The following is a 16,831-nucleotide window of genomic DNA, read 5'->3' as shown; positions in this document are numbered from 1 at the left end:
CGTGAGCATCCTCGACGACGCCCGCGAGGGCATGGACACCGACATCCGGCCGCAGGACGACCTCTTCGGCCACGTGAACGGTCGCTGGCTGGCGGAGACGGAGATCCCGTCGGACCGCTCGAGCTGGGGCCCGTTCGTGCAGCTGGCCGACGTCTGCGAGCAGCAGGTGCGCGACATCATCACCGACCTGGCGGCAACCAGCGGAAAGGCCGGCGCGAGCGAGGACGCCCGCAAGATCGCCGACCTGTTCAACTCGTTCATGGACACCGACCGGATCGCGACCCTCGGCCTCGGGCCGGTGCGGGCGCTCCTCGAGGCGGCCAGCGGGCTGCGCGACGTCCGCGACCTGGCGGCGTTCCTCGGCGAGTTCGAGCGGGTGGGCGGCTACGGCGTCTTCGGCTCCTACGTCGACACCGACGACCGCAACTCCGATCGCTACCTCTTCCACATCGTCCAGGGCGGGCTGGGGCTCCCCGACGAGAGCTACTACCGGGACGAGAAGTTCGCCGAGATCCGCGAGGCCTACGTCGCCTACCTCGCCCGGCTCCTCGCCCTCGGCGAGCACCCCGACCCCGAGGGCGCGGCCCAGCGGATCCTGGCACTCGACACCGAGCTGGCCAAGGGCCACTGGGAGCGGGCCGAGACCCGCGACGTCCAGAAGACCTACAACCTGCGGACCGCCGGCGAGCTCAAGGCGATGTGCCCCGCGTTCGACTGGGACGCCTACGTCACCAACCTCGGCGGGCACCTGACGGGTGAGAACGCGACGATCGCAGAGGTGTGCGTGCGGCAGCCGTCGTACCTCGAGCACCTCTCGACCGTCCTCGCCGCCACGCCGATCGAGAACTGGCGCGACTGGATGTACAGCCGGGTGCTGCGGTCCGCTGCGCCGTACCTCCCCGACGACTTCGTCGAGACCAACTTCGACTTCTACGGCCGCACCCTGTCCGGCACGCCGGAGCTGCGCGCCCGCTGGAAGCGCGGGGTCTCCTTCGTCGAGGGCGCCGTGGGCGAGGCCGTCGGCAAGGAGTACGTCGCCCGGCACTTCCCGCCGGAGTCGAAGGCGATGATGGACGACCTGGTCGCCAACCTGCTCGCCGCCTACCGGGTCTCGATCGAGGCGCTCGACTGGATGACGGAGGAGACCAAGAAGCGCGCCTACGAGAAGCTCGCGACGTTCCGCCCGAAGATCGGCTACCCGGACGAGTTCCGCGACTACTCCAAGCTGCGGGTCGTCCCGCACGACCTCGTCGGCAACGCGCAGGCCGCCGCGGCGTTCGAGACCGACCGGCACCTGGCGAAGATCGGCTCGCCGGTCGACCGCGACGAGTGGTTCATGCTGCCCCAGACGGTCAACGCCTACTACAACCCCGGCACCAACGAGATCTGCTTCCCGGCCGGGATCCTGCAGAAGCCGTTCTTCAGCCCGGACGCCCACCCGGCCGAGAACTACGGTGGCATTGGCGCCGTGATCGGGCACGAGATCGGCCACGGGTTCGACGACCAGGGCGCGCAGTACGACGGCGCCGGCAACCTCAACGACTGGTGGACGCCGGACGACAAGGCGGCGTTCGAGGTGAAGTCGAAGACCCTGATCGAGCAGTACGACGGGTACTCCCCGCGCAACCTGCCCGACGAGAAGGTCAACGGCGCGCTGACCGTCGGCGAGAACATCGGCGACCTCGGCGGGCTGACCATCGGGCACAAGGCGTTCGTGATCGCCGAGCAGGCCGCGGGCCGCGAGGCGTCGGTCGAGGACCGGCGGCGGCTCTTCATGAACTGGGCCTACGTGTGGCGCACCAAGCGCCGTACCGAGCAGGAGCGGCAGTACCTCACCATCGACCCGCACAGCCCGCCGGAGTTCCGCGCCAACATCGTCCGCAACCTCGACGAGTTCCACGAGGTCTTCGGGACGGAGCCGGGCGACGGGCTGTGGCTCGACCCGGGGGACCGGGTCCGGATCTGGTGATCCTGTCCCGGGCTGACCAGGATTTTCTCGCCCGGGGGAGTGCGCCGACCGGCCCGGCGGGTGTCTCATAGGGGCATGAGCCAGACGCCGGCGAGCTACGAGCCCTACACGCCCGGGCGGCCGGGTCCCGAGCACGAGGTGCAGCGGTCCGGATCGTGCCGGCCGTCGTACGGCGGTGCGCCCGACTGCCTGGTCGTCGCCTCCGTCATCTGCGTGGTGATCTGGGCGATGTCCGGCGGCGGCTACTTCTGGCCGATCTGGGTGCTCCTGCCCACGCTCATGCCGGTGGTGCTGGGGACGCTGGGGCGCCGGAAAAACTGAAGGCCGCCGCAGGCGTCTCGGGTCACCTGCGGCGGCGAGTTCGAAGTTAGTCGAGCCGGTCGTGCCACCGGAGCAGATTTCGCAAAATGGCTGAAATCTTTACCAAACGACCGGGCCGACAAGGGTCGGTGTGGTGCCCGCGCGCGTAGCGCGGGCACCAGCGAGCTCGGTGGTTGAGGTGCGAGGCGCGCCAGCGCCGAGCCTCGAAACCACCCCGGAGCTGTGGATGCGCTTGTCCGGCTCGATCAGATGTTCTATTATGAACTCAACGTCGATGGTTGTCTCGGGAGGTGCCGTGGTCGCGCAGCTGATGCCCCGGCCGCATCCGATCACGGCCTGCGCCGACCGGGTCTCCGCCGTGCTTGCGGAGGTCGCTGGGGTGCCGGCGGTGTACATGAGCCCCGTCGACAAGCGCGCCGCGCTGTTGGCGTTGACCGACGCTGAGCGGAGGTTGGCGGAGCTGAGGCTGCGGGTGATGGCCGCGTCGGCCGACGTCGCCGACGCCGACGGCGCCCGGGACGTGGAGGCGTGGCTGGCGTCGCGAACCCAGGCCGAGTCCGCCGTGGCCCGCGCCGAGCAAGAACTCGCGAACGCTCTGGACTGCCGGTGGTTGCGGGTGCGTTCCGGGATGGCCGCCGGGGTGGTATCGGCCGAGCAGGCGCGGGTGATCGTCGCCGGTCTGGAGGCGTTGCCCGCCCGGGTCGGTCCGGAGGTGGTGGCACGCGCGGAGGAGCAGCTGGTCGCTTATGCGCGGGAGTTCAGGCCCAGTGAGCTGCGCCGTTTGGCCCGGCACATCCTGGACGTGGTCGCTCCCGAGATCGCCGAGGCCGAGGAAGCCAAGCGGCTGGAGGACGAGGAACGCCACGCCCGGGAGAAGTGCCGGCTGTCCCTGCGGGCGCTCGGTGAGGGGTCCACCCGGCTCTCGGGGGTGATCCCGGACGCGGACGCGGCACGACTGCGGTCCTACCTGGAGGCGTTCACCTCACCCCGCAAGGCCGACGACGACGTGTCCGGGGAGGAGGACCGAATCCCCTACCCCCGCAGGCTCGGCCAAGCATTCTGCGCGCTCCTCGAGCACCTCGACCCGGACAAGCTTCCCGCCCACGGCGGAGACGCCACCAGCGTGATGGTCACCATCACCCTGGACTCACTGCGACAGGACCTGGCCACCGCCGGTCTGCTCGACGGCGACCTCTCCTGCGGTGACAACCTGTCGGCCACCCAAGCGCGGCGGATGGCGTGCAACGCGCAGATCATCCCGGTGGTCCTCGGCGGCCGGGGCGAGATCCTCGACCTGGGCCGCACCCGCCGCCTGTTCACCGCAGCCCAGCGCAAGGCGATGCGACTCCGCGACAAACGCTGTCGCGCCGAGGGCTGCTCGATCCCAGCGACCTGGTGCGAAGCCCACCACGAGACACCCTGGTCACGGGGCGGCCGGACCGACCTCGACGACGGCGTACTCCTCTGCTCCTGGCACCACCACCGCGCCCACGACCGAAGATTCGCCGCCGACAAGCTCCCCAACGGCGACATCCGCTTCCACCGCCGCACCTAGGCCGACCCGACTCGTCTGCCGCGGGCTCGCGACGTCCGGCCAGTCGGCGAGGTGCCCGACCCCGACGAGGACGTCGCGCTGCGTCGATGGGCCGAACACGGAGACCGGCTGGCCGATCGACATGCGGCGCCACCAGTGATCGACAGGCCATCGTGTGCCCCGACCGGTACGACACTCCTCGCCATGTGGTCGCCCGTCGAGCACTGATGCTGGACGCGGTCATCGACGGTGCTGCCGACGGGGTCGAGAACGCAGGCCCGGAGGTGCTGGTGCTGACGGGCACGTCGCTCGCACCAGTCGGCGCCGATTGTGGACAAGCCCGGCCAGACCTGTCATCGCGTCGGGGGGCGCTGGTAGACACGAGGGCATGACCGCGACCACCGAGCTGGAGAGCACGCGCGCCCGGGCCGAGGAGCATCTGCGGGCGTTGGTGGGCCCCAGAGATGGACAGAGCGACGCGGTGCTCTACGACGACCAGTGGGCGGCGATCGAGGCGCTGGTGGTCGACCGGCGGCGGGCGCTCGTCGTGCAGCGGACCGGCTGGGGCAAGTCGGCGGTCTACTTCGTGGCGACGCTGCTGCTGCGCGACCAGGGGAGCGGGCCGACGGTGATCATCTCTCCGCTGCTGGCCCTGATGCGCAACCAGATCGCGGCCGCCGAGCGCGCCGGCATCCGCGCGGTGACGATCAACTCCACCAACATGCAGCAGTGGGAGGAGACCCACGAGGCGATCAGCCGGGGCGAGGTCGACGTGCTCCTGGTCAGCCCCGAGCGGCTCAACAACCCGGGCTTCCGCGACGAGGTGCTCCCGCGGCTGGCGGCGACCTGCGGGTTGCTGGTGATCGACGAGGCCCACTGCATCTCCGACTGGGGCCACGACTTCCGTCCCGACTACCGCCGGATCCGCACCCTGCTCGCCGAGCTGCCCGACGGGATCCCGGTGCTCGCGACGACGGCCACCGCCAACCAGCGGGTGACCGACGACGTCGCGGAGCAGCTGGTCTCGACAGGCTCGACCGACGAGGGGCCGCTCGTGCTGCGCGGCAGCCTCGACCGGGAGACGCTGCAGCTCGGCGTGGTCCGGCTGCCCACGGCCGAGCAGCGGCTGGCCTGGCTCGCCGACCACCTCGCGGAGCAGCCCGGCAGCGGCATCGTCTACTGCCTGACCGTGGCGGCGACCCAGCAGGTCGCCGACTACCTGCGCTCGCGCGGCCACCAGGTGGCGGCCTACTCCGGCCAGACCGAGCAGACCGAGCGCCTCGCGCTGGAGCAGGCGCTGCTCGACGGGAAGGTCAAGGCCCTCGTCGCGACCAGCGCGCTCGGGATGGGCTTCGACGCGTCGCTCGGGTTCGTGGTCAACCTGGGCGCCCCGAGCTCGCCGGTGGCCTACTACCAGCAGGTGGGCCGGGCCGGGCGCGGCACGACGAGCGCGGCGTCCGTCGTGCTCCTCCCGGCGCTCGAGGACCGCGACATCTGGGCCTACTTCGCGTCGCTGGCGTTCCCGCGGGAGGCGCTGGTGCGCGAGACGTTGGCCGTCCTCGCCGAGGCCGGAGGGGCGATGAGCACGCCGGCGCTCGAGGCGCGGGTCGACCTCAGCCGCAACCGGCTGGAGACGATGCTCAAGGTGCTCGACGTGGATGGCGCCGTACGCCGGGTCAAGGGTGGCTGGGAGCTGGACCCGAAGGGCGGCCAGGAGTGGGCCTACGACGCCGAGCGCTACCGCCGGGTCGCCGAGGCCCGGGAGCGTGAGCAGCGGGCGATGCTCGACTACCTGACGACCGACCGCTGCCGGATGTGGTTCCTGCGGGACCAGCTCGACGACCCGGCCGCGGGTGAGGACTGGGTGTGCGGGCGGTGCGACAACTGCGGCGGGCTCGACCTGCCGGTCGACGTGTCGCCGAAGGCGGTGGCCGAGGCTGCCGACCGGCTCGCCCGTCCCGGCGTCCCCATCGAGCCGCGGAAGCTCTGGCCGACCGGCCTGTCCGCGCTCGGCGTCGACCGCAGCGGCCGGATCAAGCAGCCCGCCGAGGAGGGCCGGGCGATCGCCCGGCTGACCGACCTCGGCCACGGCACCGCGCTCCGCGAGCTCTTCCGGACCACCGGAGACGAGACACCGACGACGGTGCCCGTCCCCCTGGTCCGGGCTGTGGTCGCGATGCTCGCCGACTGGCAGCCCGCGCCGGACGCGATCGTCGTCGCCGAGTCGGCGACCCGACCAGGCCTGGTCGCCGACCTGGCCGCCGGCCTGTCCCGCTACCTCGAGCGGCCGATCGTGGGTCGCTGGGCGATCACCGACCCCGACGTGCTGCCCGGGCAGGGAGCGACGAACTCCGCCCAGCGGGTCGCGGCGGTCACCCGCCGCCACGCCCTCCTGCTCGACCACCCCGATGCCGTCCGGGACAGGCGGGTCCTGCTCGTTGACGACCTGGTCGTGACCGGGTGGTCGATCACCCTCGCATCGGACGGGCTGGCCGCTGCCGGTGCCGAGGCCGTCCTGCCGCTCACCCTCGCCGTGTCGGCCTGACCGCTCGGGTCCCGAGGTTCGGGGACCAGGCGCCGTACCGTCGACACATGACCGAGGACGCTCGCTCCACCGGATCCGGCGAACCCAAGGACACCCCCGTAGGGCCGCCGCCCACCGTCACCCCTGCCGACGCCGTCGGCGGCCCGCCGCCGACCGACGGGCCGACGCCCGCCCCACCCCCGCCACCCACCCAGACCGCGCCCGCCGGTGCGCCGCCGCCGCCGAGCGGGACGACGACCGCGGTCATGGACCCACCCCCGCCCCCGCCGCCCGCCGTCGTCGAGCGGCGGCGCGACCGACCGGGGATGAGCCTGCTGCCGATCTCCCTCGGGGTTGGGCTCCTGGCGGCCGCGATCGTGCTCTCGGCCGCCCGCACCCGCTCCGACGGCGACCTCGACTGGTCCAACTACACGGTCGGCCTCGGCGCCACCGCCGTGCTCGTCCTCGTCGCCCTGGTCTCGCTCCTGGGCGGAGTCGGCCGGACCCGCGAGGAGCTGGCGACCTGGCCGGGCGCGATCGGGGTGCTCGGCGTCGGCGCGATGCTCGGCGTCGGGCTCGAGGACGTCAGCGGTGCGGACGACTGGCTCCCCTACCTGGTGGGCGGTGTCGTCGTACTCCTCTCCGTGCTGGGGTACGTCGCGATCCGCCGCGGCGCCTTCGTCGTCACCGCGATCCTGGGCCTCGGCCTGGTCTACCTCCAGGCGTGCGACGACCTGCTGTCCGACATCGGCGACGACGACGGGGCAATCGTCGCGGCCGCCGCGGTCGCGGTCTTCGTGCTCGTCGTCACCGCGGTCGGCTGGATCCTGCCGACCCGCGCGCTCAGCGGTGTCGTCGCCGGCGTGGTCGGGGTGATCGGCTTCAACGGCGTGCTGCTCGTGCTGGTGATCTCGCAGGCGTTCGCACCTTTCTTCTCGCTCGACATGATCGGCGGCGAGGATGGCGCCGCGTCCGGCGCCGAGGGGCCGAAGGCGGACTTCGACACCGACGTCTACGTGATCCTGGCGCTCGCCGCGGTCCTCACCCTGGTGTGGGCGCTCGCGGCGGCCCTCAACGGGAACCCCGGCTTCACCGTGCTCGCGATCGCGATGCCGGCCTCCGTCGTACCGACCGCCACCTTCGTCCTCGTGGTCGACCACCCCACCTGGTGGGGCGCGGCCCTGGCGGTCGCCGGCACGCTGGTGCTCGCGCTGGTCGGCCTCCAGCAGCTCCTGGCGAGGAAGAGGAGGGCCTGACCGGGAACTCACCGTCGGCCCTGCCCGTTAGCCTCGCGCGGTGGTCGAGGAGGTCGCTCTGCGATCGTCTCGAGACCTAGGACCCGAACGCTGCAAGGAGGCCGCGTGAGCTTCGTGCCCGTCACCGGACCGGCCACCTTCCGGCCGGCCGACCCGCCCCGGGACGGCACGATCGAGTTCACCGACGAAGGACGGGCCGTCGCGCTGCCGATCCGGGCGGCGCTGCCGGTGCTCAGCCGAGCCCGCACCCAGTCCGACGTCCATCCGAGCGTCGCGCTGCTCGGCGGCGCGGCCCTCCTCGCGGGGCGGTTCGTCGCGGCCGGCAAGCTCGCGCGGAGCGCGGGATCCGCCCGACCGAGCTGGCAGATCGACGGGCTCGACGAGCGCGACCGCGACAGCGTCGCGCAGCTCGCCCGGGCCAGGGCGTACGACGACCTCGACCCCGACGCCGCGGCCGCGCTGGTGCAGCACGTGCTCGACGCGGTCGCCGACGCGCTGCCCCGGGCCGCGCCGGTGATGGCCGACGTCCCGGTTGCGTCGGACCGGCGGGCCACGTCCGACTTCGCCGACCGGGTGCGGCGCCGGGCGGCCGAGCGGGTCCGCGCGGAGCAGTCGCAGGCCGCGGCCGCGCTGCCCGAGCTGGTCCGGATCTCGCTGCGGGTCGAGGCCGACGAGGAGGAGCTGGTCGCGGGCTCTGTGCGCGTCGTGCTCCAGGTCCACGACGAGCGCGACCCGCTCCACGTCTGCGACGCCGCCCTGCTCTGGGCGGACGACGAGGACGCCCACGGCTTCGGGCCGCGGGCCCGCGTGCACGCCAGCATCGCACTGCGGGCAGCAGCCGAGGTGTGGCCGGTGCTCGACCGCCTGCTCGTCCTGTCGGTGCCCGACCAGCTCACCCTCGACGGCCCGGAGATCGGCAGCCTCCTCGAGCACGTCGGGGCGCTCCGTGAAGCCCGGGTCGACGTCCACTGGCCGCGGTCGCTCGGCCGCGACCTCACCACCCGTGCGGTCCTCGAGCGCCGGGCCGACCCGCGCGACCCGGAGCTGCCGCTCCAGGACAGCCCGTTCGCGGTCGACGGCCTGTTCGCGTTCTCCTGGCAGGTCGCCCTCCACGGCGACCCGCTCACCGACGAGGAGATGGAGCAGCTCGCGACGGCCGCCGCGCCGGTCCTCAAGCTCCGCGGCGCCTGGACCGTCGTCGACCCGTCGACGGCGCAGCGCGCTCGGAAGCGACTGATCCGCAAGGCCACCGGCGCGCAGGCCCTGGCCGCGGCCCTGAGCGGGGTCGCCGAGGTGCCCGACGACGCCGAGACGACCGGCGCGACCGAGCAGGTCATCGTCGGGGCCAGCCTGCTGAAGGTCCGCGAGCGGCTGCTCGCCGCACCCACCCGCGAGCCGCTGCCGACGCCGGCCGCGCTCCAGGCGGAGCTGCGCGACTACCAGCGCCACGGCCTGACCTGGCTCGCCGACCTCACCGGGCTCGGGCTCGGCGCCTGCCTGGCCGACGACATGGGGCTCGGCAAGACGATCACCCTGATCGCGCTCCACCTCCACCGCCTCGAGCAGGACCTCTCCGGTGGCGCGCCGACGCTGGTGGTCTGCCCGGCCAGCCTGCTCGGCAACTGGGAGGCCGAGATCCAGCGGTTCGCCCCCGGCCTGCCGGTGCGCCGTTTCCACGGGGTGGCCCGCGAGCTCGGGTCTCGAGACGGTCGCAGCGCAAGCTCCTCGACCAGCGGAGGGGGCGGGTTCGTGCTGACGACGTACGGCACCATGCGGCGCGACCACGCCACCCTCGCCGACGTGCCGTGGGACCTGGTCGTCGCCGACGAGGCGCAGCACATCAAGAACTCCCGCTCCTCCACCGCGCGCAACCTCCGGCTGATCCCGAGCCGCGCGCGGGTGGCCCTCACCGGCACGCCGGTCGAGAACGACCTCACCGAGCTGTGGTCGATCCTCGACTGGGCGATCCCCGGCCTGCTCGGCAGCCGACAGGCGTTTCGGCGGGTCTGGGGCGCGCCGATCGAGTCGGGCCTCGAGCCGACCAAGGCCCGGCAGTTCGCCGACCTGATCGGCCCGTTCCTGCTGCGCCGCCGCAAGTCCGACCCCGGCATCGCGCCGGAGCTCCCGCCGAAGACCGAGACCGACCACCTGCTCGGCCTCACCCGCGAGCAGGCCGTCCTCTACGAGGCGTTCGTGCGCGACACGATGGAGCGCATCGAGCGGCTGGCAGCCGACGATGCCCAGCGCCGCGGCCTGGTGCTGGCGCTGCTGACCGGGCTCAAGCAGATCTGCAACCACCCGGCCCAGTTCCTCAAGCAGTCGGGGGCGGTGCGGCTGGCCGGCCGCTCGGAGAAGCTGGAGCTCCTCGACGAGCTGGTCGGCACCGTGGTCGCGGAGGACGGCGCGGTCCTGGTCTTCACCCAGTACGTCGCCATGGCCCGCCTGATCGAGCAGCACCTCGACCGGACCGGCGTGCCCCACCAGCTCCTCCACGGCGGGACCCCGGTGCCCCAGCGGGAGGCGATGGTCGCGCGCTTCCAGTCCGGCGAGGTGCCGGTCTTCCTGCTCAGCCTCAAGGCAGGCGGCACCGGCCTCAACCTGACCCGCGCCGACCACGTCGTCCACGTCGACCGGTGGTGGAACCCTGCGGTCGAGGAGCAGGCCACCGACCGCGCCTACCGGATCGGGCAGACGAAGCCGGTACAGGTGCACCGGATGGTCACCCGAGGCACGATCGAGGAGCGGGTCGCGGCACTGCTCGACCGCAAGCGAGCGCTGGCGGACGCTGTGCTCGCTCGCGGCGAAGCCGCCCTCACCGAGCTCAGCAACGAAGACCTGCGCGACCTGGTGACCCTGCGCACGGAAGCCCGCCGCGAGGCGTACCTCGCCGAGCTCGAGCAGGACGAGTGAGCGCTGTGCAGCCGGGGCGCGTCACCCACGGCCGGATGGTCGCGCCCCGCACAGGCATCCGGTCCTGGTGGGGCAAGGCCTGGCACCGCGCGGTCGAGGAGGCGGCGTACGTCGACAGCGACCTTCGCGCCGGCCGCCACATCGCCCGGCGCGGCGAGGTCGGCGGCATCAGCATCGCTCCCGGGTCGCTGCTCGCAGCCGTGCGCGAGGGCGACGACGCCTGGACCGTCGAGGTGAAGGTGCCGGTGCTGACCGACGACGAACGGCGCACCCTGGTCGACGTCGTCGCCGCGGAGGCGGGCCGGGTGGCCGCGCTGCTCGCCGGCGAGCTCGCCCACGACCTGGTCGAGCACGCCGAGGAGACGGGGGTCGAGCTGCTGCCGTACGGCGGCGAGCTCGCTGCCTCCTGCACCTGCGACGCCTACCTCGACCCGTGCCGTCACGCGCTCGCCGTCCTGATCCAGACGGGGTGGCTGGTCGACGCCGACCCGCTGGTGCTGTTCGCGGTGCGCGGTCTCGACCGGGAGTCGCTGCTGGCGACCCTGCACGAGAGATCGGGTCTCGTCGACCAGCGAGCCGGTCACGTCACCGACCTGGCCGACGACGTGGAGGTCGCGGCCGACGCGGTGGTCCGCGCGCAACGCCTGGTCGAGCTGATGGAGGCAGGCGAGGAGCTGCCCGACGGCCTCCTGTGAGAGGTCAGACGACCGCGAGGTCGCGCAGCTCGGCCTGGTAGGCGGCGTACGCCGTACGCAGGTCGGCGCCCGGCCAGTCACTCGGCAGCAGGTCCGGCGGCAGCAGGGGGTCGGCGGTGAGGTGGCGGACGACATGGGCGGCGACGGCCAGCCGCAGCGCGGGGTCCCGGGTCCGCTCGAGGTGGCGCAGCAGGGTGCGGCCGTCGGTCGCCCATCCCCGCAGGTCCCACAGGTCTCTCGCCAGCCGTGCCGGGTCGTCGTCGGGGCGGGACCGGAAGGTGGTCAGCACCGGGTCGCCGGCGTACGACGGCGCGCGGCGCAGGTTCGCCGGTCGGGTCCACACTCCCTCGCGCAGCTCGGCGAGCCGGGCGGCGGTCAGCGTGTCCCGGAGCGCGGCGCGCTCGCTGCCGGGCCTTCCGGTCACGACGACGACCGCCATCTCCCAGGTCCCGTCCCAGGCGGTCTCGGCGTCCTCGACGCCCTCGTCCTGGCGTCGCTGGCGCGCGACGAGCCGCTCGCCCAGGACGTAGTCACCCCGGACGCGTCGCAGGTCGCCGGCCGCGACCGCCCGGGTCAGCGCGACCCGGAGAGTCGAGGCCGGGATGCCGAAGTGCTCGCCGGCGCGGGTCAGCTGCGCGGGGCTCATCCGGTCCGGGTGGGAGCCGAGCAGGAGGGACAGGACGACCGAGCGCGCGGGCAGCGGCTTCAGGTCGGCGACGGGCACGCAGTCATGCTACAGATCTAGACACAACTGTCGCTATATCTGTAACGTCGGGGCATGGCAGACGCAGCGCCGTGGAGGCGCCCGGCGCACGAGGGGCCCGACTCGCCGTACGCCGGCGTGCCGGCCGATGATCGAGCCGACTCGACGCCGGCCTTCCGGACCCTGACCTACGAGGTGGACGAGCGCGTCGCCCGGATCACCTTCAACCGGCCGGAGCACGGCAACGCGATCACCGTCGACACCCCGACCGAGCTCGCGGCGGCCGTCGAGCGCGCCGACCTCGACCCGCGGGTGCACGTGATCGTCGTGAGCGGACGGGGGAAGGGGTTCTGCGGCGGCTACGACCTGACGGCGTTCGCCGAGCAGGCGATCCCGAACCACGACCCGGGGAAGACCTGGGACCCGATGGTCGACTACGCGATGATGAGCCGCTTCACGAGGGGCTACGCGTCGTTGCTGCACGCCGACAAGCCCACGGTCGCGAAGGTCCACGGCTTCTGCGTCGCCGGCGGCACCGACATCGCCCTGCACTGCGACCAGATCGTGATCGCGGCGGACGCGAAGATCGGCTACCCACCCACCCGGGTCTGGGGAGTGCCGAGCGCGGGGCTGTGGGCGCACCGCCTCGGCGACCAGCGCGCGAAGCGGCTGCTGCTGACCGGCGACTGCCTGTCCGGGCGCGAGGCCGCCGAGTGGGGGCTGGCGATCGAGGCGCCCGAGCCCGCGGACCTCGACGACCGCACCGAGAACCTCGTCCAGCGGATCGCGGCGATGCCGCTCAACCAGCTGATGATGGTCAAGCTCGCGCTCAACTCCGCGCTGCTCGCCCAGGGGGTCGAGAACAGCCGGATGATCAGCACCGTCTTCGACGGGATCTCCCGCCACACCCGCGAGGGCTACGCGTTCGCGGCCCGCGCTGCCGAGGTGGGCTTCAAGCAGGCGGTGCAGGAGCGCGACGCGGCGCCGTACGACGACTTCGGACCTTCGACGAACAAGGGATGAGCTGACATGACCGGCACCCACACCACCCACGAGGTGTTCAACCAGGTCCCGCCGCTGGTGGGCCACAACACCGCCGCCGACCCCGCGCTGCGCGAGGGTCTCGAGCGTGAGGGCGCCGGCTGGGCGCTCGAGGAGATCGACGAGCTGGGCCGGCTGGCCGGCACCGCGGAGACGCAGGACTGGGGCCGGCTCGCCGAGCGGGTGCCGCCGCGGCTGCACACCCACGACCGCTACGGCCGCCGCGTCGACGAGGTCGAGTACGTCCCGGCGTACCACCAGCTCATGGAGACCGCCGTCAGCCACGGCCTGCACGCCGCGCCGTGGGCCGATGACCGCCCGGGCGCCCACGTCGCCCGCGCCGCGAAGTTCATGGTGTGGTCCGTCGATGCCGGGCACGGCTGCCCGATCTCGATGACCTACGCCGTCGTGCCCGCGCTGCGCGCCAACCCCGAGCTCGCCGCCCGGTTCGAGCCGCTGCTGACCAACCGTGAGTACGACTTCGGCCTGCGCGACCCCGCGACGAAGCGGGGACTCGTGGCCGGCATGTCGATGACCGAGAAGCAGGGCGGCTCCGACGTACGCGCCAACACGACGACCGCCACCCCGCAGAAGTCGGCAGTTTCCGACGGCACCTATGCTCTGGTGGGCCACAAGTGGTTCACGAGCGCGCCGATGTCCGACATGTTCCTGACGCTGGCCCAGGCGCCGGGCGGCCTCTCGTGCTTCCTGGTGCCGCGGGTGCTGCCGGGCGGCGAGCGCAACGCGATGCGGTTCCTGCGGCTCAAGGACAAGCTCGGCAACAGATCCAACGCGTCGTCCGAGATCGAGTACGACGGCGCCACCGGCTGGCTGGTGGGCGAGGAGGGCCGCGGCGTCCGGACCATCGTCGAGATGGTCAACATGACCCGGCTCGACTGCGTGATCGGCTCCTCGGCCGGCATGCGCACCGCGGTCGCCCTCGCCGCGCACCACGCGCGCCACCGCTCGGCGTTCGGCGAGCTTCTCGTCGACCAGCCCGCGATGCGCAACGTGCTCGCCGACCTGCAGGTCGAGTCCGAGGCCGCGACCACCGCGATGCTGCGGCTGGCGGGCGCCAACGACCGCGCGATCCGGGGCGACGAGGGAGAGGCAGCGCTCCGGCGGATCGCGCTCGCGGTGACGAAGTACTACGTCTGCAAGCGGGCGCCGATCGCGGTCGGCGAGGCGCTCGAGTGCCTGGGCGGCAACGGCTACATCGAGGACTTCGACCTCGCCCGGATCTACCGCGAGATGCCGCTCCTCTCGATCTGGGAGGGCTCCGGCAACGTCGCGGCGCTCGACGCGCTGCGCGCGATCGCCCGCGAGCCGCACACCCTTGACGCGTTCTTCGCCGAGGCCGACCTCGCCACCGGCGCCGACCCGCGGTACGACGACGCCGTCGACCGCCTCAAGAAGGAGTTCACGTCCGTCGACGACCTCCAGCTGCGCGCACGGCGGATCGTCGAGCAGATGGCGCTGGTGTTCCAGGGCTCCCAGCTGCTCCGGCACGCGCCGGCGGCGGTCGCGGACGCGTTCTGCGCGTCGCGGCTCGGCCGGGACTGGGGTGGCGCGTTCGGCACCCTCCCGACCGGCATCGACCTGGCACCGATCCTCGAGCGCACCGAGACCGGCTTCCCGGGATGAGCGTCGGCCCATGAGTGTGGAGGTTGTGCGCGAGGGCGCGATCACGGTCGTCACCATCAACCGGCCCGAGGTCCGCAACGCCGTCGACACCCAGCACGCCCAGGCGCTGTACGACGCGTTCCTGGCGTTCGACGCCGACCCCGACGCCAGCGTGGCCGTGCTCACCGGCGCCGGCGGCACGTTCTGCGCCGGGGCCGATCTCAAGGCGGTCAGCGCGGGGTCCATGAAGGTCGACCCACCCGACACCGACGGCCCGGCGCCGATGGGTCCCTCCCGCCTGCTGCTCTCGAAGCCGGTGATCGCGGCGGTCGAGGGCCACGCCGTCGCCGGCGGCCTGGAGCTCGCCGCGTGGTGCGACCTCCGCGTCGCCGACCCGGACGCCGTGTTCGGCGTCTTCTGCCGCCGCTGGGGAGTGCCGCTCATCGACGGCGGGACGGTCCGGCTGCCCCGCCTGATCGGGCACTCCCACGCCCTCGACCTGATCCTCACCGGCCGTCCGGTCGGCGCCGAGGAGGCGCTGCGGATGGGCCTCGTCAACCGGGTCAGCGCCCCGGGCCGGGCCTTGGAGGAGGCGGTGGTGCTGGCCGAGCAGATCGCCGCGTTCCCGCAGACCTGCCTGCAACAGGACCGGCTGTCGTCGTACGAGCAGCACGGCCTGCCGCTCGACCGCGCGCTCGACGTGGAGTGGGTCCACGGCGGCCGCTCGCTGCTCGAGGCGATGGCGGGCGCGGCGAGGTTCCGGGACGGGGCGGGGCGGGGTGGGGCGTTCTGAGCTGGAGGACAAATTCGTACTCCAAGAGACAGTTTCACCGGCCGGCCGGTGAAACTGTCTCCCGGCTCGACCCCAGCACCTACTCCAACGTTGCGAAGGAGTACGCCGGCCACGGCCCGTCACACGCGACCGACACGTCCGGGTGCGCAACCCCCAGCGCGGCCACCCGCTCGGCGAAGGCCCGGGCCCGGGCTGCGTCGACCAGGTAGGCGCCGTTGAGCAGCATCGCGCCGCCGCTGCGGCCCGACACCCGGCGGGCGGCGACGGCCACCTCGCGGAGCCCGGCGTCGAGGTCCTCGGCGGCGAGGGAGGACTGGTCCCGGGCGTCCTCGGTCCCGGCGGCCGGCGAGGGTCGGGGATGGGCGTAGACCTTCACGCTCCACTGCTCGCGGCCCGTGATCCGGCCGAGGGCGGCGGCCAGGTCGTCGTACCACTCCTCCAGGCTGCGCCGGACGCTCCCGTCGTCGGGGCAGACGGTCCCGAGCCGCATCGGCGCCGTCGGCGCCGACCGGGCGCAGGCCTGGACCACGGTGTCGTGCCCGCGGGCAGTGCGCTCGACCCACTCGGGCCGCTCGAGGTCGGCACGGAGGCCCTCCTCGCCGAGCCCGGGGAGGTCGACCGTGCTGACCGCGGCCTGGAGGTCGAGCACCCCGACCACCTCGACCGGACGACCGTCCAGCCCGGTCACGCCGTCGAGGGCAGCCTCGTCGAGGCCGCGGCAGACCGCGTAGAGATAGCGGGCACTCGGCATCGTGTTCCCTCCCCAGGTCACGGCTTCCCCTCCGGAGCGGCGGTAACCGGATCGTGTGACTCCAAACACGTCCGGACCCGCTAAGAGGGTCAGGTCGTGGCGCCCAGCGCGGCGACCGCCATGTTCGCGAGGAGGGTGCGGAGCTCGTCGTCGTCGATCGCGTGCCCGGCGCGGGGTGTGGAGTTGAGGAGGCCGAAGGCCGCCTGGGCCGCGGCGTGCGCGGTCGGCTTGGAGAGCTCGGGCCGCAGGGCGCGGAGCTGGGAGGCGAGCAGGTCGACGTACGACCGCTGCAGCCGGCGCACCTGCTCCCGGGCCTGCTCGGGGAGGGACTCCCAGTCGCGGTCCTGGACGACGATCAGCGGCCGGTGGCCGAGCGCGAACTCGACGTGCCAGTCCACGAGCGCGCGTACGGCGGCAGCCGGGCCGTCGGCGGTGACGACCCGCTCGCGGCCGACCGCGAGCAGCTGCTCGCTGATCGACACCAGCATCTCGGCCAGCATCGCCTGCTTGCCGGGGAAGTGCTTGTAGAGAGCCGGACCGGAGATGCCGCAGGCCGCTCCCAGCTCGGCGACTGAGACGCCGTGGAACCCACGCGCCGCGAACAGCTCCGCTGCGGTGGCGAGGATCTGCTCGCGCCGCGTGGGCTCGGCCTGCTCGGTGGTGGTCACCGCGTCAGGTTAATGCGCGTTCACCACCGAGCGTCGGCCTTGC

Annotated in this window: 13 protein-coding genes; 10 read left to right on the top strand and 3 right to left on the bottom strand. The window is 73.0% G+C overall.

Translation table 11 applies throughout. The features are described 5' to 3' along the window. The first annotated feature begins 1 nt into the window (after position 1). From F0U47_RS11000 to F0U47_RS10970, 7 genes are all read left to right on the top strand, one after another. Entirely contained in the window at positions 2 to 1,969 is a 1,968-nt protein-coding gene (locus F0U47_RS11000) for a M13 family metallopeptidase (protein WP_149750422.1), read from the top strand. A 75-nt stretch (positions 1,970 to 2,044) separates the two neighbouring features. After that, positions 2,045 to 2,290 carry a 2TM domain-containing protein gene (locus F0U47_RS10995; protein ID WP_149750421.1) on the top strand — a complete coding sequence of 82 codons (246 nt, stop codon included), beginning with the start codon at positions 2,045 to 2,047 and terminating at the stop codon, positions 2,288 to 2,290. 274 nt (positions 2,291 to 2,564) lie between these two features. Beyond that, positions 2,565 to 3,845 carry an HNH endonuclease signature motif containing protein gene (locus F0U47_RS10990; RefSeq protein WP_188111278.1) on the top strand — a complete coding sequence of 427 codons (1,281 nt, stop codon included), beginning with the start codon at positions 2,565 to 2,567 and terminating at the stop codon, positions 3,843 to 3,845. 367 nt (positions 3,846 to 4,212) lie between these two features. Further along, the gene (locus tag F0U47_RS10985; RefSeq protein ID WP_149750419.1) at positions 4,213 to 6,369 is read left to right on the top strand and encodes a DEAD/DEAH box helicase; all 2,157 of its coding nucleotides are present in this window, start codon (positions 4,213 to 4,215) and stop codon (positions 6,367 to 6,369) included. A gap of 47 nt (positions 6,370 to 6,416) precedes the next feature. Further along, positions 6,417 to 7,604 carry a hypothetical protein gene (locus tag F0U47_RS10980; RefSeq protein ID WP_149750418.1) on the top strand — a complete coding sequence of 396 codons (1,188 nt, stop codon included), beginning with the start codon at positions 6,417 to 6,419 and terminating at the stop codon, positions 7,602 to 7,604. 105 nt (positions 7,605 to 7,709) lie between these two features. After that, positions 7,710 to 10,514 (top strand): DEAD/DEAH box helicase, encoded by a 2,805-nt coding sequence (locus tag F0U47_RS10975; protein WP_149750417.1) that lies wholly within the window; start codon positions 7,710 to 7,712, stop codon positions 10,512 to 10,514. Further along, on the top strand, positions 10,511 to 11,209 hold the full coding sequence (locus F0U47_RS10970) for an SWIM zinc finger family protein (protein WP_246159560.1): 699 nt from the start codon (positions 10,511 to 10,513) through the stop codon (positions 11,207 to 11,209). The genes F0U47_RS10975 and F0U47_RS10970 overlap by 4 nt, the downstream gene beginning before the upstream one ends. Positions 11,210 to 11,213: 4 nt before the next feature. On the opposite strand, the gene F0U47_RS10965 is transcribed toward F0U47_RS10970, so the two are convergent. Continuing rightward, on the bottom strand, positions 11,214 to 11,933 hold the full coding sequence (locus tag F0U47_RS10965) for a PaaX family transcriptional regulator C-terminal domain-containing protein (protein WP_149750416.1): 720 nt from the start codon (positions 11,931 to 11,933) through the stop codon (positions 11,214 to 11,216). Positions 11,934 to 11,987: 54 nt separating this feature from the next. Between F0U47_RS10965 and F0U47_RS10960 the strand changes: the two genes are divergently transcribed. Genes F0U47_RS10960 through F0U47_RS10950 form a run of 3 tightly spaced genes read left to right on the top strand, consistent with a single transcriptional unit; the run spans position 11,988 to position 15,369 of the window. After that, positions 11,988 to 12,935, top strand: a complete 948-nt coding sequence (locus F0U47_RS10960) for a crotonase/enoyl-CoA hydratase family protein (RefSeq protein WP_149750415.1) — start codon at positions 11,988 to 11,990, stop codon at positions 12,933 to 12,935. A 6-nt stretch (positions 12,936 to 12,941) separates the two neighbouring features. Further along, positions 12,942 to 14,597, top strand: a complete 1,656-nt coding sequence (locus F0U47_RS10955; protein WP_149750414.1) for an acyl-CoA dehydrogenase family protein — start codon at positions 12,942 to 12,944, stop codon at positions 14,595 to 14,597. 10 nt (positions 14,598 to 14,607) lie between these two features. After that, positions 14,608 to 15,369 carry a crotonase/enoyl-CoA hydratase family protein gene (locus tag F0U47_RS10950; protein WP_149750413.1) on the top strand — a complete coding sequence of 254 codons (762 nt, stop codon included), beginning with the start codon at positions 14,608 to 14,610 and terminating at the stop codon, positions 15,367 to 15,369. Positions 15,370 to 15,448: 79 nt separating this feature from the next. Here F0U47_RS10950 and F0U47_RS10945 read toward each other — a convergent pair whose 3' ends face one another. Next, positions 15,449 to 16,141, bottom strand: a complete 693-nt coding sequence (locus F0U47_RS10945) for a GvpL/GvpF family gas vesicle protein (protein WP_149750412.1) — start codon at positions 16,139 to 16,141, stop codon at positions 15,449 to 15,451. Positions 16,142 to 16,209: 68 nt separating this feature from the next. Further along, positions 16,210 to 16,788: an SACE_7040 family transcriptional regulator gene (locus tag F0U47_RS10940; RefSeq protein WP_149750411.1), complete on the bottom strand. Its 579-nt coding sequence runs from the start codon at positions 16,786 to 16,788 to the stop codon at positions 16,210 to 16,212. Between the last annotated feature and the right edge of the window lie 43 nt (positions 16,789 to 16,831).

It is taken from the genome of Nocardioides antri (assembly GCF_008373765.1).
Taxonomy (GTDB): domain Bacteria; phylum Actinomycetota; class Actinomycetes; order Propionibacteriales; family Nocardioidaceae; genus Nocardioides; species Nocardioides antri.
Note: the sequence above shows the minus strand (reverse complement) of the source record. Positions and strands in the feature narration are given on the sequence as shown.